We start from the raw sequence: 18,989 nt of genomic DNA, 5'->3' as shown, positions 1-18,989 counted from the left end.
GTGGCCACCGCGTTCCCGATCCGCCGCGACTCCCGCCGGCTGCCGCTGGTCGCCGTGGACCACATCGAGGCCGTCGAGGGCGGCTTCACCGGCCGCAAGCGGGTCACCGCCGACGACCCGTACCTCGCCGGGCACTTCCCCTCGCTGACCGTCTACCCCGGCGTGTTCCTGATCGAGAGCCTGCAGCAGATGCTCGAACTGCACCTCGACGGCGCCCTCGGCGGCGTCGAACTGGTCCGGATCGACTCCGCCAGGTTCAGCAGCCCCGCCCTGGCCGGCGACGACGTCCGGTTCGACGTCACGCTCACCGACGACGGCACCCACCTGACCACCCGCGCGGACTGCAGCACCGGCGGCCGGCGCTGCGCCCGCATCAACGCGACGTGGAGGCACCGGACATGACGCAGCACCACCCCGACCCGGGCGACCTGCTGCCCTACGGCTACCCGGCCCTGCACGTCGACCGGATCGTCCGGCACACGCCCGGCGCGCTGGAGGCCGTGAAGGCCGTGACCTACCACGAGCTGGACAGCCACCTGGGCAGCGCCCGGCCCGGCCGGTTCCCCGCCACGCTGGCCCTGGAGTCCTTCCTCCAGGCCTGCGGGCTGCTGGTCCTCCAGGAGTCCGAGGACGCCGGCGGCCAGCTGCTGATCTTCGGCTCCGCCCGCGGCGTGCGGGTGCTCGGCGCGGTCGGCGCCGGCGAACTGCTGGTGCACAACGTCGAACTCGTCGACCGCGACGAGGAGACCGCCACCTTCACCGGCCGCTCCCGGGCGGCGGGCGACGGCCGGGTCGTCCTGGAGGTCGACCGCGCCATCACCCTGATCCGCCCGGCCGGCTCGCTGGACGCCGGCGCCGCCTGAGCCCCGGGCCCGACGGCCGTCCGTCCGGCCCGGGGCCCCACCCGCCCTTCCCCGCAAGCCCGTTCGACCCGCACCACCCGCCCGTCCGTCCGCTCGTGAAGGAGAACCGATCGTGTACCGCTACGTGGTGACCGCTCCCGGACAGGGAGTGCAACACCCCGGGATGCTCGACCCCTGGCTGGACGGCGTCCCCGGGGCGCACGCCCTGGTCGCCGACTGGTCGCGGGCGGCCGGCTTCGACCTGGCCGAGGCCGGCCGGGACGCCGAACTGCTGGCCGACACGGCCTACGCGCAGCCGCTGATCGTCGCCACCTCCCTGCTGTCGTACCGGCTGCTGCGCGAGCGGCTCCCGATGGCGGCCGGCGAGGTGCTGTTCGCCGGGCACTCGGTGGGCGAGCTGGCCGCCGCGTCCGCCGCCGGGTACCTCAGCCCCGGGGAGGCGGTCCGGCTGGCCCGGGTCCGCGGCGCGGCGATGTCCGCGGCGTGCGCCACCGCGCCGACCGGCATGGCGGCCGTGATGCCGACCAGGCGGGCGGGCGCGACCGACGCCGAGATCGCGGCCGCGATCACCGCCGCCGGCCTCACCGTGGCCAACTGGAACGGCAGCCACCAGTTCGTGGCCGCCGGGCCGCTGGAGCGGGTCGAGGCGCTGGCCGCCGTCCCCGCGCCCGGCACCCGGGTCTCGCCGCTGGCCGTGGCCGGCGCGTTCCACACCTCGGCGATGGCGCCCGCCGTGGACGCGTTCGCCCGCGCCGCCCGGCAGGCCCGGTTCGTCCCGTCCGCCGCGACGCTGCTCGGCAACGCCGACGGCGCGCCCGTCACCGGCCCCGACGAGCTGCGCAGCCGGTTGATCACCCAGATCATCGCCCCGGTCCGCTGGGACCTGTGCGCGGCGGCGATCGCCCGCCTCGCCCCGGGCGCGCTGCACCTCGAACTGGCCCCGGCCGGCCCGCTCACCCGCCTGCTCCAGCGCACCGACCCGGACGCCCGCACCCTCGCCGTGCGCAGCCCGGGCGACGTCCTGGAGCTCGCCGCCCCGGTGCAGGTGGCGGCGTGACGGCCGACGCGCGCGGCGGCGTGCAGGAACTGCACGAGCTGCGGGAGCAGGTCCGCCGGGGCCCCAGCGAGAAGGCCACCGAGGCGCAGCACGCGAAGGGCAAGCTGACGGCGCGCGAGCGGATCGAGCTGCTGCTGGACGAGGGCTCGTTCCACGAGGTGGAGCCGCTGCGGCGGCACCGTGCGCAGGGTTTCGGCCTGGAGGCGAAGAAGCCGCACACCGACGGTGTGGTGGTGGGCTGGGGGACGGTGCACGGGCGGACGGTGTTCACCTACGCGCACGATTTCCGGATCTTCGGGGGTGCGCTGGGTGAGGCGCACGCGCAGAAGATCCACAAGATCATGGACATGGCCATTGCGGCGGGTGCGCCGCTGGTGTCGCTGAACGACGGCGCGGGCGCCCGCATCCAGGAGGGTGTGACGGCGCTGGCCGGCTACGGCGGGATCTTCCAGCGCAACACGCGGGCGTCGGGGGTGATCCCGCAGATCTCGGTGATGCTGGGCCCGTGTGCGGGCGGTGCGGCGTACTCGCCGGCGCTGACGGACTTCGTGTTCATGGTCCGTGAGACCTCGCAGATGTTCATCACCGGTCCGGACGTGGTGCAGGCGGTGACGGGCGAGAAGATCACCCAGAACGGTCTGGGCGGCGCGGACGTGCACTCCTCGGTGTCGGGCGTGTCGCACTTCGTGTACGACGACGAGCAGTCGTGCATCGAGGAGGTCCGCTACCTGCTGTCGCTGCTGCCGCAGAACAACCGCGAGATGCCGCCGGTGGTGGCGAGCGACGACCCGGTGGAGCGCCGCAACGACTCGCTGCTGGACCTGGTCCCGGCGGACGGCAACCGGCCGTACGACATGCGCAAGGTGATCGAGGAGATCGTCGACCACGGCGAGTACCTGGAGGTCCACGAGCGCTGGGCGACCAACGTGATCTGCGCGCTGGCGCGGGTGGACGGGCACGTGGTGGGCATCATCGCCAACCAGCCGCAGTCGCTGGCGGGCGTGCTGGACATCAACGCCTCGGAGAAGTCGGCGCGGTTCGTGCAGATGTGCGACGCGTTCAACATCCCGCTGGTGACCATGCTCGACGTGCCCGGGTTCCTGCCGGGCGTGGACCAGGAGCACGACGGCATCATCCGGCACGGCGCGAAGCTGCTGTACGCGTACTGCAACGCCACCGTGCCGCGGATCCAGCTGATCCTGCGCAAGGCCTACGGCGGCGCGTACATCGTGATGGACTCCCGCTCGATCGGCGCGGACCTGTCGTTCGCGTGGCCGACCAACGAGATCGCCGTGATGGGCGCCGAGGGCGCCGCCAACGTGATCTTCCGCCGCGACATCAACGGCGCCGACGACCCCGAGGCGATGCGCGCGCAGAAGATCAAGGAGTACAAGAGCGAGCTGATGCACCCGTACTACGCGGCCGAACGCGGCCTCGTCGACGACGTCATCGACCCCGCCGAGACCCGCGCCGTCCTCGCCTCCTCCCTCGCCATGCTCCGCACCAAGGACGCGGCGCTCCCGAGCCGCAAGCACGGCAACCCGCCGCAATGACCCCGCCCGCCGGCCCCGCCGCCGCCCCGCCGGGGACGCGGAGCCGGCCGAACCCCAGGGAGCCCCGATGGACCTGCGCATCGAACACGGCAACCCCACCGAGGAGGAACTCGCCGTGCTGACCGCCGTGCTGATGGCCCGTGCGGCCGCCGCCCGGCAGGCGCCCGAGCCGCGCTTCGCGCACAGCGGAGGCCGCCTGCGGTCCCGCTGGCGGCGACCCGAGCGCCTCGTCCAGTACCGCAACCCCGTCAGCTGGCGCTGACGCCGCCCCACCGCCGGCCGCGCCCGGCTCGGCGTTCCCGCGAGAGCAAGGACCGATACGGTGACGCCACGTCAACAAGCTTTTCTTGCAAGACCGTTCGCCTTGGGGGCGGAGCCCGCCCCGCAGTACCCGCCGGTGCCGGTGCCTACGCTGCTGCTGGCCTCCCTGCTGCCGCCGCACGTGGTGGCGGTCGAGTCGTTCGGCGCCCGCGGCGGCGACTGGCGGGCCGGACTGCACCCGGCCGAGATCCGGGCGATGGCCCACGCCGGCGACAAGCGGCGCCGGGAGTTCGCCGAGGTGCGGGTCCGCGCCAGACAGGCGCTGGAGGCGCTCGGCGAACCGCCGGTCGCGCTGCTGCCCGGCCCGCGCGGGGAACCGCGCTGGCCGCACGGAGTGGTGGGGTCGATGACGCACTGCGCCGGCTACCGGGCCGCGGCGGTCGCCCGCCGGTCCGACGGCACGGCCGGGCTCGGCGTCGACGCCGAACCCCACGCGCCGCTCGCCGACGGGGTGCTGGAGATGGTCGCCGACCCGGCGGAGCGCGCGCACCTCGCCGCGCTGGCCCTGCTCCGGCCGGACGTCTGCTGGGGGCGGGTGCTGTTCAGCGTGAAGGAGGCGATCTTCAAGGCCTGGTACCCGCTGGCCCGCCGCGAACTCGACTTCCTGGAGGCCCGGGTGCGGCTGTCCGTGGACCCCGGGCCCGAGCCCGCCGGGGGCTTCCGCGCCACGGTCACCGTGCCCGGGCCGCTCCCGGCCGCCGCCGGCCGCTGGCGGGTCGCCCACGGGGTGATCGCCTCGGCGGTCGAGGTTCCGGCGGCCGGGCCGTAGCGCCGAGCCGTAGCCCCGGCGCTCCGAATTCCCCTTCCGCCGTCGGCCGGTGACACCCTTGCAGGGCGACCGGCCCCGGCGGGCCGCGGCGCAAGCCGACACGATCGACACGAGAACAGGAACGAGGCAACAGTGCGACTCTCCGACGAACCCGGTGTGGTGGTCGAGGTGACCATCCCCGCCCCGCCGCAGCGCGTCTGGGACCTGGTGGCGGACATCTCCACCTCCCCCCGCTTCAGCCCGGAACTCCAGCGCACCGAGTGGCTGGACGGCGCGGACGGGCCGGCCGTCGGCGCCCACTTCGCCGGGCACAACGCCCGCCCGGACGGGCAGCGCTGGCGGACCGTCAACCGGATCACCGAGTTCACCCCGCTGCACCGCTTCGCCTGGTCGGTCCTGCCGGACACCGCCACCGCGCAGGGCGACGCCTTCGCCCGCTGGCACTACGAGCTGGCCCCCGACGGCGACGGCACCCGGGTCCGCCACGGCATGCGCCTGGGCAACCTGCGCACCCCCATCCACGCCTTCGTCGAGAGCCACCCGGACCAGGAGGAGGCCGTCCTGGAGGCCCGCCTCAGCAGCCTCCGCAACGGCATCGAGGCGGTCCTCCGGGGCATCGGCGAACAGGCCGCCCAGGCCTGAGCCGCCCCCGCGCACCCCCGCCGGCGGCGCTCAGGCCCCGGCGGGGGTGCGGTGTCCGGTCAGCCGGTCAGCCGGTCAGCCGGTCAGCCGGTCAGCCGGTCAGCCGGCCAGCCGGTCAGCCGGTCAGCCGGCCAGTCGGTCAGCCGGTCAGTCGGCCAGCTCGTCGGGCCGCCCGTGGCCGAGGCGGCGGAGGTCGAAGGACCAGATGCCGCGGCCGAAGGTGGCGGCGTAGAGCCGGCCGTCGGGGCCGGTCTTCAGCTGTTGGACGGCGGTGGTGGGGAGGTTGCGACCGAGGACCCGCCAGTCGGTCTCGCCGGGGGCGCGGTAGAAGGCGGCGAGGTCGGTGCCGAGGGCGAGGCCGCCGTTCGGCAGGACCTTGACCGAAGTGGCGGGCACGTCGGGCAGGTTGGCCGAGACGTCGGTCCAGGTGGCGCCGCCGTCGCGGGTCTCGAAGAGGTGGCCGACGCCGGCGCCCGGGCCCTCGGTCCACGTCCGGGAGAAGCCGTTGAAGGCGACCAGGACGTGCTGCGCGTCGTTCTCGTCGACGGCGAAGGAGGAGATGTACCGGTTCGGCAGGGTGCCGTCCACGGGCAGGTCGAGCTGGTGCCAGCCGGTGCCGTCCGACCTGCCGACGGCGATGCCGCGGCTGAAGCCCTGGTTGTTGCAGGGCCCGCACCAGCCCGCGTACACCGTGCCGTCGACGGTGGCGACGGCCGTGGCGACGTGCCCGGCGCCGAGGTCGTAGGCGCTGGTCCACTCGTCGCCGCTGCGGATCGCCCAGCCGTGGTGCTGCACCCACACGTGCCGCCCGCCGGCGACCCAGGTGTCGACGTCCTTCGGGTCGGTGGTGAGCGGCGCGATGAAGCGGGCGGCGGAGTCCTCCTTGTCCGGCGGAGCCACCTCGAAGGAGGTGGCGCGGCTCGGGTCGCTCTGCCAACTGCCGTCGTTGACCGCGCAGTTCTGGGTCACCCAGACGTCGAGGTAGACGTACTCCTCGGCGATGTCGCAGCCGTTGGCCGGGTTGACCAGGGTGTCGGCGCCGTCGCCGCCGAAGTTGGAGCCCATCCCCCTGTCGTGGGCGCGCAGGACCGATTCGCCGTTGTCCTGGAGGCCGCCGCTGACCACGACGCCGCGGCCGGAGCGGTCCGCCGGGTCCTTGCCGACGCCGACCGAGTAGTACTGCAGGGTGTCGATGGTGCCGTCGGCCAGCGACTTCCAGTCGGTGGCGTGCCCGGCGGCGTCGGCGGCGCCGTTCACCGGGCGGCTGTAGATGCCGCCGTCGTTGCCGACGTAGACGGTCGGCCTGCCCTGGTAGGCGCCGATGGCGACGGCGTGCTGGTCGGAGTGCGTGGTCGGCGAGCAGTCGCCGGTCTGCTTGGCCGGGTCGATGCTCCAGCAGGAGAAGCCGAAGTTCCAGTACGGGCCCGGGACGGTCCAGGAGGCGCCGCCGTTCTTCGTCTCCATGACCTCTTCGAGGCCGGCGTACACGTGCTCCGGGTCGGCGGGGTCGACCTGGAGGAACTGGTTGTACCAGGACTGGATGCCCGGCTGGTAGCCCTCGTCCTGGAGCGCGGAGCCGGAGTCCTTCAGCTTGTCCTTGTCCGCGATCTGCGTCCAAGGGCCGAACGGGGAGCCGGACTTGGAGACGTAGATGCCCTTCAGGCCGCTGTCCGGGTCGGTCGCCGTGAGCAGCGGCGACTGGTCGATCGCGTAGTAGCGGGAGCCGTCGGCCGAGGCGGCGAAGGTCACGTTGCCGACGTTCGCGGCGTCGCCCGGCAGGTCGCCCAGCGAGCCGACGCGCTGCCAACTGCCGTCCGCGGCCTTGCTGTAGAAGCCGTTGTAGGTGTCGCCGCCGCGCCAGCCGACCGCCAGCACCACCCTGCTCGGGTCCTTGGGGTCGATGGCGATGTCGTTGGCGATGTTCTTGTACGGCGCGGCCGGGTCGGCGGCCTTCGAACCGCCGGGCAGGTACGCGGGGTTGGGCGCGAACTCCAGCGTCCACGGGCCGGCGAGGGCGGTCGCCGAGTGGCTCCACACGCCGCGGCTGGTGGCCGCCCACACCTTGCCGCCGCCGAAGCGCAGCGCATGGATGATCGTCGACTCCAGTTCGGCGCCGCCGACCCGCATGCCGGGCTGGAACTCGCCGTGCTGCGGGTCGGCGAGCACGTACACGCCGGTGCCGACGTACGAGGTCGCGCCGGTGTTGGACTCGCCGGTGGCGTACCAGAGCCGGCCGGACGGGTCGAGGTCCAGGGTGCCGGTCGACAGCGACGGCAGTTTGTCCGAGATCGACTGCCACCGGCCGCCGCCGGTGCGGGAGCGGAACACGCCGCCGTTGGCGCCGCCCGCGTACACGTAGCCGTCCCGGTCGGCGGCGATGCCGGTGATCCGGCCCGTCACGTAGCCCGAGCCGCCGCTGGAGTTGGACTCGGCGTCGCGGTAGCGCGGGTCGTCCGAGTTGTACGGCTTGTCGGTGACGTGGTCCCAGTCGCCGCCGGTGCGCGGCATCGACTGCAGCTGCGCCCAGGCCGCGCCGTACGCGCCGGGCGCGACCACGCCGGGGGCGGTGCGGGCCTCGGTGTACTGCGCGGTGCCCTCGGCGGAGTTCTCCGCCTCGTCGCCGTCGTCCTCGCCGGGCGCGTCGGCCCCGGCACTGAACGCCGGCCCGGCGGGGCCCTTGATCTTCGCGGCGTGCTTCGCGCCGATCTCGGCCAGGTGCCGGGCCTGGTGCGGGCGCGGAGCGTCGACGGGCGCGGCCAGGGCCTGAGTGGTGGTCAGCCCGAGCGCGGTCAGGGTAACGGCGGGAAGCAGGAGCCGTCGGCGTTGCCTGTTGGGCACGGTGGTGGGTCCTCCCCATACAGCGCCGGCGGCGCGGTCGCGCGTTCCGGCGGAGACAGAGCGAAAGCTTCGCCGCTCCGCCCGTACCGAGGAAGGAGGGCGCGCATAAAGACTTATTAAAAGCCCCTCAGTGGCTGATGCCCCGTCAACGGCGAACGGCCAGCAGTCATCGACGCGCGACGCCCGACGCGGGAGGCCGGGACTGCCGGACGGCCCCGGGTACCACGTCCCGGTGGCTGGCGGAACCTCTGAGACCAGAGGTCCCGTGCGGGCCCGGGTCCGCCTACCGTCGGACGGGCCGGTCGGGGGGCAGGTCGCCGTGACCCGTCCTCGACGACCCGAAGGGGGAACCATGGAACGACGTCTCAAAGGCACCCTGCGGCGCACCGGGCTGGTCGCCGCCGCCGCCGCGACCGCCCTGCTGGCGTCCGCCGGAGTCGCCTCGGCGGCTGCCCGCGGCGCGGCCACCGCGTACGGCCCGGAGGTCTACGGGTCCGCGAACTGGCAGTGGACGACGACCGGTTGGACCGACGGCAACGCCGCGGTGCGGGACACCCTGTGCGACGGCAAGAACGCCTACGTCCACTTCGAGGTCAGGTTCAACGGGGTGGTCGTCCCGACGAAGGACCGGAAGGACCCGGACGGCTGCGACCCGACGGACGGCTACTGGTCCGGCCTCACCTACGACGCCGGCTACTACGTCGGCGCCGTGCGGGTGGTGACCTGCATCGACGGCGGCCGCTGCTACTACAGCCCCTGGCAGGACAACCCGCTCACCTGAGCCGCTCGGGCCCGCGTCGAGGTGTCGCCCCGCCGTCAGCGGGGCGGCTCCTCGGCGGCGGTGCGCAGGCGGTGGACGACGTCCGGGCTCCAGTGCGGGATCTCGGGCCAGTCGCCGTCGTCGTCCTCCACGGGGAGGGACTTCAGGACGGCGGCCAGCCGTGGCGGCAGTCGGGGGACCATGCCCTGCTTGCAGAGGGCGAGTATCTCGGCGCGGACGCCGCGCGGCACCAGCGGCCGGTCCGGCGAGGCCAGCCGCCAGGCGGGTTGGGGGAGTTCGGCCAGCGACTCGGCCTGGACGCGCCAGAACCGGGCGTCCCCGGGCTCGCCCGGGACTGGTGCCAGAACCACAGGCAGGAGGCGGCCAGGTGGTTTCCGCCGCCCGCCGCGAACTCCCACCAGAAGCGCGCGCCCTCCTGGTAGTCGGCCAGGTGCAGCAGGACGCCCAGCACCAGGGCGCCGTCCGGCCGTTCCACCTCGCTGTCGACCAGCCGGGCCAGCGAGGCCGCCGAGGCCGGGTTCGCCAGGATCAGCGAGCACAGCATGGCCAGTTCGTGCCGGGCCTGACGGTGCGCCAGCCGCAGCGGTGCGGGCGCCGCCCCGAGGGCGTGCTCCGGCGCCGCCTCCGCCGCCGGGGACGGACCGTTCACGCGTTCCTCCGGCCGAGCTTCTCGCCGAGGCGGGTTCTCGCGTGGCGCGCGTGGGAGCGCACGGTCGCCACCGTCGAGTCCAGGTAGTCGGCCACCGTCTCCTCGGGCAGGTCCAGCGCGAAGCGGAGCATCACCACGTCCTGCTGGCGTTCGGGCAGCGAGCGGATCGCCTCGTGGACGCCTTGCAGGTCCGGCGCGGACCCGACGGTCAGGTGCATCCGGTCGACCACGGCGCCGATGGCGGCCCGCCAGGGCTCCGGAGGCCCGTGCTCGCCGCGGGCGGCGGCCGCCGCCAGGTCCGCCTGCGCGATCCGGTCCTTGAGCACCCGCCAGGCGGAGGCCGCCGGGACAGGTTCCCGCAGCAGCAGCTGCCAGTCCTCCCACAGCTGGTCGCGGACCGTGTCGACCACCGCGAGGGCCTGCTCGTCGGACAGCCGGGACGCCCGCGCCGTCGCGAGCCACGCGCGCTCGTGCGTCTCGCAGAACGCGTCGAAGGTCAGCTGGTCACGCCGCTGCGGTGCCATCAACCCGAACTCGGGGTCCACCGTCATCCCTCCCGGCGGGAGTGGGGAGCTCCCGCGCCGACCGGACCGCGACCGGCGTCCCCGTCACGCCACACGCCGATGCCCCGACGAGGGGGGCCGCTGTCCCCTCGCACCACCATTTCAGCGTATGGCGGCGGTCCGTGGTGAAAACGGAAATCTGCGAACATCCGGCGCACAAAAGTGTAAGCCAGGCGGGCAGTTGGGGTGGCCGGGGCGACCGGCTCCGGTCGATGCGCCTCGCCGGGGGTTGGCCCGGGCGTACGCGGGCAAGCACTGCGGGGGTCGCACGCCCGTCTGGTCGCCCGGTCGTTTCCGGGGCATGATCGGACCGGTTCCGTGCAAGGGGCGCAGCATGCGCGCCCGAAGGTGTGCCGGAACCGGAGGACGTTCAGCGACCAGGGGGACGCGCGATGGCTGACGAAACCGCTCACCAGACGCCGCAGATCGGCATCAACCTCAACATCCACCAGGCCCATTCGGCCCGGATGTACGACTACTACCTGGGCGGTGTGACCAACTTCCCGGCCGACCGCGAGGCCGCCGGCCGGGCGCTCGCCGCCTTCCCCAACGCCCGGCTCGCCGCGCACGCGAACCGGGCCTTCATGCGCCGCGCCACCCGGACCATCGCCGAACTCGGCGTCGACCAGTTCCTGGACATCGGCACCGGCATCCCGACCTCGCCCAACCTGCACGAGGTCGCCCAGGGCGTCGACGCCGGGGCCCGGGTGGTCTACGCCGACAACGACCCGATCGTGCTCACCCACGCCGAGGCGCTGCTGGAGGGCACCGCCCAGGGCCGCACCGCGTACGTCCAGGGCGACGTCCGCGACGCCGGGACCATCCTGGACGCCGCCGCCCGGACGCTCGACCTCGACCGGCCGGTGGCGCTCAGCATGGTCGCGCTTCTGCACTTCGTCGCCGACCGCCCCGGCGAGAGCGCCCTCGACGTGGTCGAGGCGTTCACCTCCCGGCTCGCGCCCGGCAGTTACCTGGTCATCACGCACTTCACCGCCGACTTCGACCCCGAGGCCACCGCCCGGATGGAGAACGTCTACCGCAGCTCCGGCACCGACCTGCAGGCGCGCACCCGGGCAGAGGTCACCTCGCTGTTCGGCGACTGGCGGCTGCTCGACCCCGGGGTGGTCGCCAGCCCGCGCTGGCGCCCCGAGGCCGGCGCCGCGGCCGTCACCGACGCGCAGGCGGGCTGCTACGGCGGCGTCGCCCGGCTCGGCTGACCGGCCCGGCCCCGGGCCGGCAGGCCGTCGGCGCTCAGCGCCCGAGGCGGAGGAACGCGGCCGTCTCGGCGCGCCGGTGCCAGGCGACGACGGCCAGCGGCACCATGAACAGGAACGGCGTCCCGGCGTTCTCGCCGTGCATGGCGGTGAGCTGGGTGACGAACGCGCACAGCAGGAACCCGATCAGCGCCGTCGCGGCCGGCCCGGCCAGCCGGCGCAGCAGCAGGCCGACGGCACCGGCCAGCTCCACCGCGCCGGTGAGGTACATGAACCAGTCGCCGGCGCCGACGGCGTCGAACACGGAGGTGGCGGCGGGCAGCGCGAGCAGCTTGGGCAGCGCGCTGGCCAGGGCGAAGAACAGCGCGAGCAGGATCCGCAGCGTCAGGACCGTGCGGCCGAGCGCCTTTCCGGACGTACCGGACGCGCCGGGGGCGGGGGCGGAGGCGGAGGGGCGGCGGCGGAAGCGGTGGTGGTGCTGGACATCTGTGGTCTCCCCGGTGGGCGGTCGTTGCTCTCACCGGGTTCGACGACCGCGGCGGCCAGGACTCATCGGTCGCGGGGGAAGAAGTTCCGGGGCCCGGCGACCCGCGGGACGTCGACCCCGGAGCGGGCCCGGAATCCGCCCGAAGCGCTGCCGGGCCGGGCGCGCCGGGCATACACTCGCCCCCACGCGCGGCGTCGCGCGGTGCGTCTCACCGGGGGAGGGTGGATGCCGATCGGGCCGCTGCCCGCGCTGCCCAAGTACCGTACGGATCTGGTCAGTCGGCGGATGTGCCGGACGGCCCAGCTGGATCCGGGGTTCGCGCGCGAGGTGCTCGCCGAGTACGCGGAGGACGGGATCCGGGCGGCCGGACTGCCGGTCGGGGTCAACGTCGTCGCGGTGGTCCGGCACGCCCGGCAGGCCGAGGCGCGGGTGCTGCGCCGGGACCGGGTGCTGGCCGGACTGCTGACCCTGCTGCTGGCCCTGCTCGCGCTCGCGGGCTGGAGCCTGACGCACGGTCACGGCGGACCGGCGGCCGCGGCCGCCGCCGCGCTGCCGGCGGTGCTGCTGGCCGCGCTCGCGGTGGTGTACCGGGAGCTGTGGACGTCCTGGCGGATCGCCCGCGAACTCGGCGAGGGCCCGGGCGCCGCCGCCGTCCAGGCGCCGCCCGTGGAACCCGAGCTGGAACGGCAGCTGGAGCAGCTCAAGCGCGCCAACCTGGTGGTCTACCACGAGGACGTCGCGGGCGTGAACCCGTTCGTCGGCAGCGGCTGGCGGATCTACGAGCAGGTCTGGGCGCCGATCAACACCGCCCGCCCGGCGAAGGACCCGGCGGGCAACCCGCTCACCCCGGTCCCGTTCAACGCCGCCGACATCCACCACCAGGTCGCCCGCTGGATCATCAAGGACAGCGGCCTGGACGGCATCTCGGTGCGCAACCGGCTCTACGCCCGCGGCACCTTCCTGGGCAACCTGCCCTGGGCGCTGCCCGACCCGACCGGCCGCCCGCTGACGGTGGTCGACAGCCAGTGGGTGAAGTCCGGCGCCGCCAACCCCACCACGGGCCTGGAGACCTACCTGTGCCTGCGGATGATCGGCGACGGCGGCCGGGTGGTGGTCTCCATGCACCTGCGCGCCCAGCTCACCCGCACCTCGCTGACCTGGAACGTCAACGCGTACGTCCTGCCGCCGCTCGGTCCCCGCTTCGACCTGCCGGACCGTCAGGTCGCGGGCCCCGTCCGGCTGCGGATGCGGGCGCTCGCGGACGCCGCGCACGCCACCCCCGGCCTGCTGTTCGGCTCGGTGGGCGCGCTGCTCGGGCGGGCCGCGGACGCCGCCGGGAAGGCCCGGCGGCTGGAGCGGACCCGCCGGGAGATCCGCAAGAACTACGGCACCATCGACTACGGCACCACCAACAGCCTGCGCGAGCGGGCCTCGTTCTGGCCGTACATGGAGTTCGCCGAACGCCGGGACTCCTCCACCTACTTCAAGCTGATGGTGCAGGCCGTGCTGGATGCCACCGAGCACTTCCTGACGGCCCACCACATCGACACCGCCGACCTCACCGCCCAACAGCAGCAGCAGATCTTCAACACCCAGACCACCATCTTCAACGGCGCGATCCAGAACGCCGTGATCGGCGGCGTCGGCAACGTGCAGAACAACTACGTCGCCCCGCCCGGCGGCGGCAGCAGCGCCGGCGGGCCCAACCCGCCCGCCGCACCCAGTCCTTGACCCGCGAGCGACCCGAGGAGTGCCCCGTGTCCGGTGGCGACCAGTTCACCTTCAACGCCCCGATCACCCAGTCGGTGATCGGCGGCACCGGCAACGTGCAGAACAACTACGCCGGCCCGGCCGCCGACCAGGCCCCCGCGGTGCGCGAACTCGCCGCGGAGCTGGCCCGGCTGGTGCAGCAGGAGGCGCCCGCGCTGGCGCCCACCGCGGACGCCGTGCACGGCGAACTGGCCACCGCCGAGGACGAGGGCCGCACCGCCGAACCGGGACGGCTGCGCGGCTGGCTGGGAGCTGATCGTCCGCGGCGTCACCGCCGGCGGCGCGGCCGCCACCGCGGCCGAGGGGCTGGTGCGCGCCCTCGGCCTGTGACAGGCCGGCCGCCCACCGCGGCGCGGCCAGTGACGGCCGGCCGTCAGTCGGTGTGCACCTCGGCCTCGACGCCGTCGCCGAGGTCGAGGCGCAGCCCGTCCAGCAGCGGCACGGTCTCCGCGGCGGCACCTGCAGCTGCCGGCCGTCGGTGCGGCGGCCGGTCCACTCCCGGGCGGTCTCGTTGGTGAGGCCGAACTGCCCCGGCCGCTTCGGGTTCTCGCCGATCCGGGCGATCACCGCGCCTCGGTGAAGTCGTGCCGGGGCGGCTCCGCGACCAGGTGGTGCCGGAACAGCCGGGCGGTGCGGCCCAGCCGCACCGTGCGGGCCACCGCGGGCTGGCCGTGGTCACCACCAGCCGTGCCGGGAGCACCAGTTGGGCGCCGCAGCTCCAGCATGCCCGGGCCCGGGTGCTGGTCGGCTCGGTCATGTTGGCCCGCCCGCAGGACGCGCAGTCGACCACCGTGTCCAGTACCTGGCCGAGCGCGTCCCGCCACTGCGACTCGCGGACCCGGCGCCCGGGTCGTGCAGCCCCTCGGTGAAGCTCTGCTCGAACAGCCGGCGCAGCACCGGCGGCGTCACCGACCAGTTCGCCCGCACCCCGGCCTGCTCGTCCTCGTCGGGCAGGTTGGCGCGTCCGCCGGGTCGAAGACGAACACCGGCCGCTCCCCGTACAGCCGCCGCTCGGCCGCCTCGTCCAGGCAGCGGATCGCCAACGCCAGCCGGCCCTCCAGCGGGTGGTGGTTCATCAGCAGCATGAACAGCAGCACCGCCAGCGAGTGCAGGTCGGTCTGGGTGGACGGCCGCGCCCCCGGATCGCGGCGGATCAGCTCCGGCGCCATGAACTTCATGGTGCCGCTGATCCCGGCCGCCGCCGTCTCCGGGACGGCGTTGTCGTTGTCGCAGATCAGGATCGAGCCGTCGGCCGGGTCGATGAAGACGTTGCCCCAGGAGATGTCCCGGTAGGCGACGCCCTGCGAGTGCAGCGCCTTGTAGCCCTCCACCATGTGCACCGCCGCCATCAGCAGCGACCGCACCGTGAACGGCACCTGACGGCGGAACAGCTGCGGCAGGGCTCCTGAACCGCTCCGGCCGCAGCCCCATCAGGTAGCCGAACGCGCCGCCGGCCCGTCCTCCACCAGCTGCTCCGGCCACAGGAACCGCGGATCGTCGAAGTCCGGGAGACCAGGTCCTCCACGATCCGGCGCTGCTGCTCGGTGCCGGACGCCGGGAAGTACCACTTCAGCGCGTACTCGCCACGGCCGGTGCGGGCCCGGTACACCTCGCCCTGGCCGCCCGCGCCGAGCAGTTCGACCACCGTGACGGCATCGCCGTCCTCGGTGCGCAGGACGGTGGGGATCGAGCATCCCGTTGCTCATGACGGTTCCTCCGGGGTGGCGTTCGGGTCCGGCGGTGCGCGCCGTCCGGCGGCGGTCGGGGCTCCCGGGCGGCCGGCCGGTGCGGGTCGTGCCAGGCGAGCGCCACCGAGGTGTCGTCGCCCGAGAACGAGGCCGCCCGCTCCAGCCAGCCGCCGAGCTGCTCGACGACCGCCGCGTGGCCGTCGTCCCGCAGCCGCTGGTACAGGCCGGCGGCGAAGCCGTCGAAGCCCGAGGGCTCCGCGAAACTCTTCGACAGGCCGTCGGTGGACAGCAGCAGCAGGCCCGGCGGCTCGGCCGCGCCGACGATCGGCGACCAGTGCGTCCGCACCAGCCGGCCGCGTCCTTGCTGCACAGGGAGTCGGTCTCGTCGCCGAGTTCGGGCGCGGCCGGGGCCAGCGGCAGCACCCCGCCGCTCGAACGGTCGACCAGCACCAGGTCGCCGTCACCCAGCTGCCAGGCCACCAGCAGGCCCGGCAGCAGCGCCGCGCCCAGCAGCGTCGTGCCGTACGGCACCAGCTGGGAGCGGTCCCGCAGCTGGCCGGCGGCGGCTCCGGGAAGCCCTCCAGCGGCTCCGCGCGCAGGTGGCCGGCGCACCGGTCCTCCCACTCCCGGACCAGGTTCCACGGCAGCCGCTGCTGCGCCTCGGCGCGCAGCGCCGGCAGCGCCGCCCGCCCGGACAGCGCGGCCGCCGCGAACCGGCGGGCCAGCCGCAGGAACACTCGACCGCGAACTCCGCGCCCAGGTGGCTGCGGCTGTGCGGCGCCGAGCCGTGGCCGTCCGCACCGCGAGCAGCACGCCCGCCGGCCGCCGTCCGGCTCGGCAACTCCGCGGCGACGGCCCGGTCCTGGCAGCGCGCCTTGCGCGGGCCGCGGACTGTCGGGCCGTCAGCCGCCAGCCGTCGCCGCCCGGCTCCGGACCGGCGCGGTCCGGGCCGGGCCGGCGCCGTCCGACGGTTCCTCAGGTGCCACCGGGCTCACCAGACGTCGTCGTCATCGTCGTCCGCGGCCACCGGCGGCGGCGCGTACGGGCCGTACCCGCCCTCCGCCGAATCGGCCTGGGCGAGCGGCGTCGAAGCGGCCTTCAACGCCACCGTGGACGCCCAGCGGATCGCCGCCGCGAGCTTCTTGGGGGAGTCCGCGTCCAGCGGTTCGAGCTCCGGGTTGCCGAGGAACTCCTTCAGCTGCGCCCGGTCGGCGTCCTTGCCGATCGCGATCGCCACCCGCACCGCCCGCGCCCCCACGGGGTGGCGTCCACCGCGCGCAGGCCCGCCCGCCAGTCGTCCGTCGGCTGCCGTCCAGACCAGCGCCAGCACGGCTTCAACGCCCGCAGCGGCATCGCGGCACCTCCAGCTCCGGGCCACCAGCTTCAGCGCCTCGCCGAGGTTGGTCGCGCCGTCGGTCTGCACCGGCTGCCAGCGGAAGTCGTTGATCGGCGTCGGCGTGGGCTGCAGCCAGCGCGCCGTGGACGAGAACGTCAGCACCCGGACCAGCAGGTCGGCGGACGGGTTGTCGTCCGCGACCGAGCGCATCTCCGGCAGCGCCTCCTGGATCGCGTAGTTCAGACTCGCGATCTTCCCTCCAGCTCCATCGAGTACGAGCAGTCCAGAATCCAGAAGAAGTGGACCGGGCGGGTGGCCATCGGCCCGCCGGGCATGTCACTCATGGTGTCTCGCTCCCTGGTGAAGGTCCGGGCCGGCGCGGACGCGGCGCCCCGGGACGAATGGATCGACGGCTCAGCGCAGTCCGGCGCCGAGCAGCCACAGCGCGCGAGCGCGCCGAGACCCGCCGCGGTGGCGGCGACCGCGAACAGCGCCACCACGACGCGGCGCTGCCGTACGACGTGCGGGAAGTCTCACCGCACCACCCGGATGCCGTGGGCGGGGTGACGGGGCGTCATGCCTTTCCTCCGATCGTCCGGGGTCCTCGGCCAGGCGCAGGCCGCGCCGGGACAGCAGCCACAGCAGCGCCGGGCGGCCCAGGCGGGACTCCTCCGGGCCGCGCCCGGCGCGGTCGCCGCCCGGGCGCTCACCGCCCAGGCGGTGGCCGCCGAACTCGTTGGCCAGCAACTGCACCAGGTGCGCCAGGCCGATCCGGCCCAGCCACTCCCGGACGTCGCCGCGCGGCGCGACCGGCAGCGCCGACAGGCGTCCAGCACGTCCCGCTTGGTCACCACCACGGCCACCGGGGTCGCGCCGCGCGCCCGGCCGAACTCGCCGACCAGCCGCCCGGCCGTGTCGCGGGCCCTCCCGGGCGGGCGGGCGCACCGGCCAGCGCCGCGTCGGCGGGCGCCAACGACCGCCGCACCTCCGGCTCCGCGAGCACGTCGCACACCAGCACCAGGGCGTCCGCGTGCGCCAGGTAGCGCTGGTCGCGCAGCGAGGCCTCGTTGCGGACGGTCTCGCCCATCGGGTCGTACAGGTACACCAGGCGGCGCCTGCGCCCCGGGACACCACCAGCAGGAAGGCCTGCGGCAGCGGGTCCGCGGTGGAGTTCACCCACGGCCCGCCCCGCAGTTGGCGCTCCGCGTGCTCAAGCGGTCCCGGTCCTCGGCCGTGCCGAACCCGACCGTCACCCCCGGCCCCGCGAGCGCCCGCAGCCCGCCGACGGCCGCCATCAGGAACATCGTCTTGCCCGCCGAGTCCGCGCCCAGCAGCGGCAGGTGCACCAGCGGCGCGCGCCCCAGCACGTCCGGCAACCGCCGGTTCGCCAGTGCGGACAGTTACGCGTCCAGCTCCGCCGGCCGCCGAACCGGCCAGCGGCACCCGGGTGCCGCACTGGCACACCCGGCGCAGCACCCCGTACGGCCCGGCCGCAGCGCCCGGTGGGTGCGCGGGGCAGTTCGGGCACCGTACACCGGCAGCGGGAACGGCCTCCCAGCAGCCCGGGTACGGGCAGCGCGGGACGGATCCCCGCGCCTTCGGCAGCACCCGGCCCGCCCGTTCAGGACACCGCCAGCGCCCCCGCGCCGAGCCACGCCGCGCCCCAGCAGCAGGCCGAACAGCGCGGCCATCACCAGCACGACGGCCGCCGCGAGCAGCGCACCCAGGACGCGCCCAGCGCCACGCCCGCGCCGACCAGGCGGACCAGCTTGCGGCCGAGACCGTTCCGGACCGGACCGCCTTGGCGCTGCGGCCCAGCATCATCCCGCCAGGCGCGCTCGGGGAGCCAGTCCTCGGTCAGCCGCTGCCACGCCTCCGCGACGCCGGCTCGGCGAGCCAGTCCTCGGTCAGCCGCTGCCACGCCTCCGCGACGCCGGCCAGCAGCGCGTGCCCGGCGTCCACCCACACCTGCCGCCACCAGTACGACCGGTGGGCCGGCTCGCCCGACCCGCCCGGCAGCGGCACCCGCGGATCGTCCCGCCCGGCCTGCCACGGCCCGAGCGCCCGACCCGCCGTCAACGCCGCGACCCCGTAGAACTCCGGGCCGGTCCGCAGCACCGTCAGCGCGGCCGTCACCGAGACGAACCCGCCGAGCCCGATCCCGGCCCACTGCACCACCTGACCGACCTGGATCACGGCTGTCTCCTGCGTTCGGGGCGGGTCACCGGGGCCTCCGGTCGTCCTGGTCGGGGGTCAGTTCGGTCGCGCCGCGGCGGGGCGGGCCGGTGCGGGGCCGGCCGAAGAGGCGGCCGACCAGGCCGGTGCCGCGGCTGTGGTGCCAGTCGGCCCAGAGGGTGGACCAGGTGAGCTCGGCCGGGGCCGGTAGGGGGTGGCGGCGACCAGGGAGCCGATGCGGTCGCGGGCGTCGGCGGGGAGGGCGCGGAGGCAGGGGCGGAGG

At 74.8% G+C, this 18,989-nt stretch carries 22 protein-coding genes and 1 pseudogene; 11 read left to right on the top strand and 12 right to left on the bottom strand.

Annotated elements, in window-relative coordinates; all coding sequences use genetic code 11:
• The 7 genes from KCH_RS36955 to KCH_RS06050 all read left to right on the top strand — a co-directional run bounded on the left by KCH_RS36955 (nt 1) and on the right by KCH_RS06050 (nt 5,205).
• Nucleotides 1–402, top strand: a complete 402-nt coding sequence (locus KCH_RS36955) for an ApeI family dehydratase (protein WP_051652803.1) — start codon at nt 1–3, stop codon at nt 400–402.
• Nucleotides 399–863 carry a 3-hydroxyacyl-ACP dehydratase FabZ family protein gene (locus KCH_RS36950; protein WP_051652802.1) on the top strand — a complete coding sequence of 155 codons (465 nt, stop codon included), beginning with the start codon at nt 399–401 and terminating at the stop codon, nt 861–863. The genes KCH_RS36955 and KCH_RS36950 overlap by 4 nt, the downstream gene beginning before the upstream one ends.
• Nucleotides 864–975: 112 nt before the next feature.
• The gene (locus KCH_RS06070) at nt 976–1,920 is read left to right on the top strand and encodes an ACP S-malonyltransferase (RefSeq protein ID WP_035859821.1); all 945 of its coding nucleotides are present in this window, start codon (nt 976–978) and stop codon (nt 1,918–1,920) included.
• Nucleotides 1,917–3,473, top strand: coding sequence for an acyl-CoA carboxylase subunit beta (locus KCH_RS06065; protein ID WP_035859807.1), 1,557 nt, complete (start codon nt 1,917–1,919; stop codon nt 3,471–3,473). The genes KCH_RS06070 and KCH_RS06065 overlap by 4 nt, the downstream gene beginning before the upstream one ends.
• Before the next feature lie 67 nt (nt 3,474–3,540).
• Nucleotides 3,541–3,735 (top strand): acyl-CoA carboxylase subunit epsilon, encoded by a 195-nt coding sequence (locus tag KCH_RS06060; protein ID WP_035859804.1) that lies wholly within the window; start codon nt 3,541–3,543, stop codon nt 3,733–3,735.
• 135 nt (nt 3,736–3,870) lie between these two features.
• Entirely contained in the window at nt 3,871–4,563 is a 693-nt protein-coding gene (locus tag KCH_RS06055) for a 4'-phosphopantetheinyl transferase family protein (protein WP_244305199.1), read from the top strand.
• A 132-nt stretch (nt 4,564–4,695) separates the two neighbouring features.
• A complete protein-coding gene (locus KCH_RS06050; protein ID WP_035859801.1) occupies nt 4,696–5,205 on the top strand; it encodes an SRPBCC family protein in 510 nt (169 codons plus the stop codon).
• A gap of 147 nt (nt 5,206–5,352) precedes the next feature.
• On the opposite strand, the gene KCH_RS06045 is transcribed toward KCH_RS06050, so the two are convergent.
• Nucleotides 5,353–8,043 (bottom strand): hypothetical protein, encoded by a 2,691-nt coding sequence (locus KCH_RS06045; protein ID WP_035859798.1) that lies wholly within the window; start codon nt 8,041–8,043, stop codon nt 5,353–5,355.
• Nucleotides 8,044–8,395: 352 nt separating this feature from the next.
• On the opposite strand from KCH_RS06045, the gene KCH_RS06040 reads away from it, so the two are divergent.
• The gene (locus tag KCH_RS06040; protein WP_035859797.1) at nt 8,396–8,824 is read left to right on the top strand and encodes a hypothetical protein; all 429 of its coding nucleotides are present in this window, start codon (nt 8,396–8,398) and stop codon (nt 8,822–8,824) included.
• 142 nt (nt 8,825–8,966) lie between these two features.
• Here the strand turns inward: KCH_RS06040 and KCH_RS06035 are convergent, their stop codons facing one another.
• Both KCH_RS06035 and KCH_RS06030 read right to left on the bottom strand, forming a co-directional pair.
• Nucleotides 8,967–9,473, bottom strand: coding sequence for a hypothetical protein (locus KCH_RS06035; protein ID WP_051652801.1), 507 nt, complete (start codon nt 9,471–9,473; stop codon nt 8,967–8,969).
• On the bottom strand, nt 9,470–10,024 hold the full coding sequence (locus KCH_RS06030; protein ID WP_051652800.1) for an RNA polymerase sigma factor: 555 nt from the start codon (nt 10,022–10,024) through the stop codon (nt 9,470–9,472). Before KCH_RS06030 ends, KCH_RS06035 begins: the two co-directional genes overlap by 4 nt.
• A gap of 404 nt (nt 10,025–10,428) precedes the next feature.
• On the opposite strand from KCH_RS06030, the gene KCH_RS06025 reads away from it, so the two are divergent.
• A complete protein-coding gene (locus KCH_RS06025; protein ID WP_035859794.1) occupies nt 10,429–11,253 on the top strand; it encodes an SAM-dependent methyltransferase in 825 nt (274 codons plus the stop codon).
• 34 nt (nt 11,254–11,287) lie between these two features.
• Here KCH_RS06025 and KCH_RS38555 read toward each other — a convergent pair whose 3' ends face one another.
• The gene (locus tag KCH_RS38555) at nt 11,288–11,632 is read right to left on the bottom strand and encodes a DoxX family protein (protein WP_425268885.1); all 345 of its coding nucleotides are present in this window, start codon (nt 11,630–11,632) and stop codon (nt 11,288–11,290) included.
• A gap of 330 nt (nt 11,633–11,962) precedes the next feature.
• On the opposite strand from KCH_RS38555, the gene KCH_RS06015 reads away from it, so the two are divergent.
• Together KCH_RS06015 and KCH_RS46505 are read left to right on the top strand one after the other, a co-directional pair.
• Nucleotides 11,963–13,468, top strand: coding sequence for a hypothetical protein (locus KCH_RS06015; RefSeq protein WP_051652798.1), 1,506 nt, complete (start codon nt 11,963–11,965; stop codon nt 13,466–13,468).
• Between the two features lie 26 nt (nt 13,469–13,494).
• Nucleotides 13,495–14,025, top strand: coding sequence for a hypothetical protein (locus KCH_RS46505; RefSeq protein WP_341865350.1), 531 nt, complete (start codon nt 13,495–13,497; stop codon nt 14,023–14,025).
• A 45-nt stretch (nt 14,026–14,070) separates the two neighbouring features.
• Here KCH_RS46505 and KCH_RS46500 read toward each other — a convergent pair whose 3' ends face one another.
• The 8 genes and pseudogenes from KCH_RS46500 to KCH_RS36930 all read right to left on the bottom strand — a co-directional run bounded on the left by KCH_RS46500 (nt 14,071) and on the right by KCH_RS36930 (nt 18,727).
• Entirely contained in the window at nt 14,071–14,232 is a 162-nt protein-coding gene (locus KCH_RS46500) for a hypothetical protein (RefSeq protein ID WP_341865349.1), read from the bottom strand.
• Between the two features lie 180 nt (nt 14,233–14,412).
• Nucleotides 14,413–14,883 carry a protein kinase domain-containing protein gene (locus KCH_RS46495; RefSeq protein ID WP_341865348.1) on the bottom strand — a complete coding sequence of 157 codons (471 nt, stop codon included), beginning with the start codon at nt 14,881–14,883 and terminating at the stop codon, nt 14,413–14,415.
• Between the two features lie 193 nt (nt 14,884–15,076).
• Nucleotides 15,077–15,541, bottom strand: coding sequence for a PP2C family serine/threonine-protein phosphatase (locus tag KCH_RS46490; protein WP_157031915.1), 465 nt, complete (start codon nt 15,539–15,541; stop codon nt 15,077–15,079).
• Nucleotides 15,542–15,555: 14 nt separating this feature from the next.
• Nucleotides 15,556–15,807, bottom strand: a pseudogene (locus KCH_RS47070) (protein phosphatase 2C domain-containing protein); the annotation flags it as partial.
• Nucleotides 15,808–16,186: 379 nt separating this feature from the next.
• Nucleotides 16,187–16,741: a vWA domain-containing protein gene (locus KCH_RS05995; protein WP_244305198.1), complete on the bottom strand. Its 555-nt coding sequence runs from the start codon at nt 16,739–16,741 to the stop codon at nt 16,187–16,189.
• Nucleotides 16,742–17,378: 637 nt separating this feature from the next.
• On the bottom strand, nt 17,379–17,636 hold the full coding sequence (locus tag KCH_RS36940) for a hypothetical protein (protein WP_051652796.1): 258 nt from the start codon (nt 17,634–17,636) through the stop codon (nt 17,379–17,381).
• A gap of 67 nt (nt 17,637–17,703) precedes the next feature.
• Nucleotides 17,704–17,898: a hypothetical protein gene (locus KCH_RS36935; RefSeq protein WP_157031914.1), complete on the bottom strand. Its 195-nt coding sequence runs from the start codon at nt 17,896–17,898 to the stop codon at nt 17,704–17,706.
• A 490-nt stretch (nt 17,899–18,388) separates the two neighbouring features.
• The gene (locus tag KCH_RS36930; RefSeq protein WP_051652794.1) at nt 18,389–18,727 is read right to left on the bottom strand and encodes a hypothetical protein; all 339 of its coding nucleotides are present in this window, start codon (nt 18,725–18,727) and stop codon (nt 18,389–18,391) included.
• Nucleotides 18,728–18,989 lie beyond the last annotated feature (262 nt).

It is taken from the genome of Kitasatospora cheerisanensis KCTC 2395, assembly GCF_000696185.1.
Lineage (GTDB): Bacteria > Actinomycetota > Actinomycetes > Streptomycetales > Streptomycetaceae > Kitasatospora > Kitasatospora cheerisanensis.
This window is presented reverse-complemented; position numbering and strand designations above follow the sequence as displayed.

Bases quoted from the DNA above. Each gene is read 5' to 3' on its own strand.
- KCH_RS46500 (WP_341865349.1), bottom strand. From the start codon at position 14,232: ATGCTGGAGCTGCGGCGCCCAACTGGTGCTCCCGGCACGGCTGGTGGT.
- KCH_RS06030 (WP_051652800.1), bottom strand. From the start codon at position 10,024: ATGACGGTGGACCCCGAGTTCGGGTTGATGGCACCGCAGCGGCGTGAC.
- KCH_RS06015 (WP_051652798.1), top strand. From the start codon at position 11,963: ATGCCGATCGGGCCGCTGCCCGCGCTGCCCAAGTACCGTACGGATCTG.
- KCH_RS36950 (WP_051652802.1), top strand. From the start codon at position 399: ATGACGCAGCACCACCCCGACCCGGGCGACCTGCTGCCCTACGGCTAC.
- KCH_RS06025 (WP_035859794.1), top strand. From the start codon at position 10,429: ATGGCTGACGAAACCGCTCACCAGACGCCGCAGATCGGCATCAACCTC.
- KCH_RS06040 (WP_035859797.1), top strand. From the start codon at position 8,396: ATGGAACGACGTCTCAAAGGCACCCTGCGGCGCACCGGGCTGGTCGCC.
- KCH_RS06060 (WP_035859804.1), top strand. From the start codon at position 3,541: ATGGACCTGCGCATCGAACACGGCAACCCCACCGAGGAGGAACTCGCC.
- KCH_RS05995 (WP_244305198.1), bottom strand. From the start codon at position 16,741: ATGCGCTCGGTCGCGGACGACAACCCGTCCGCCGACCTGCTGGTCCGG.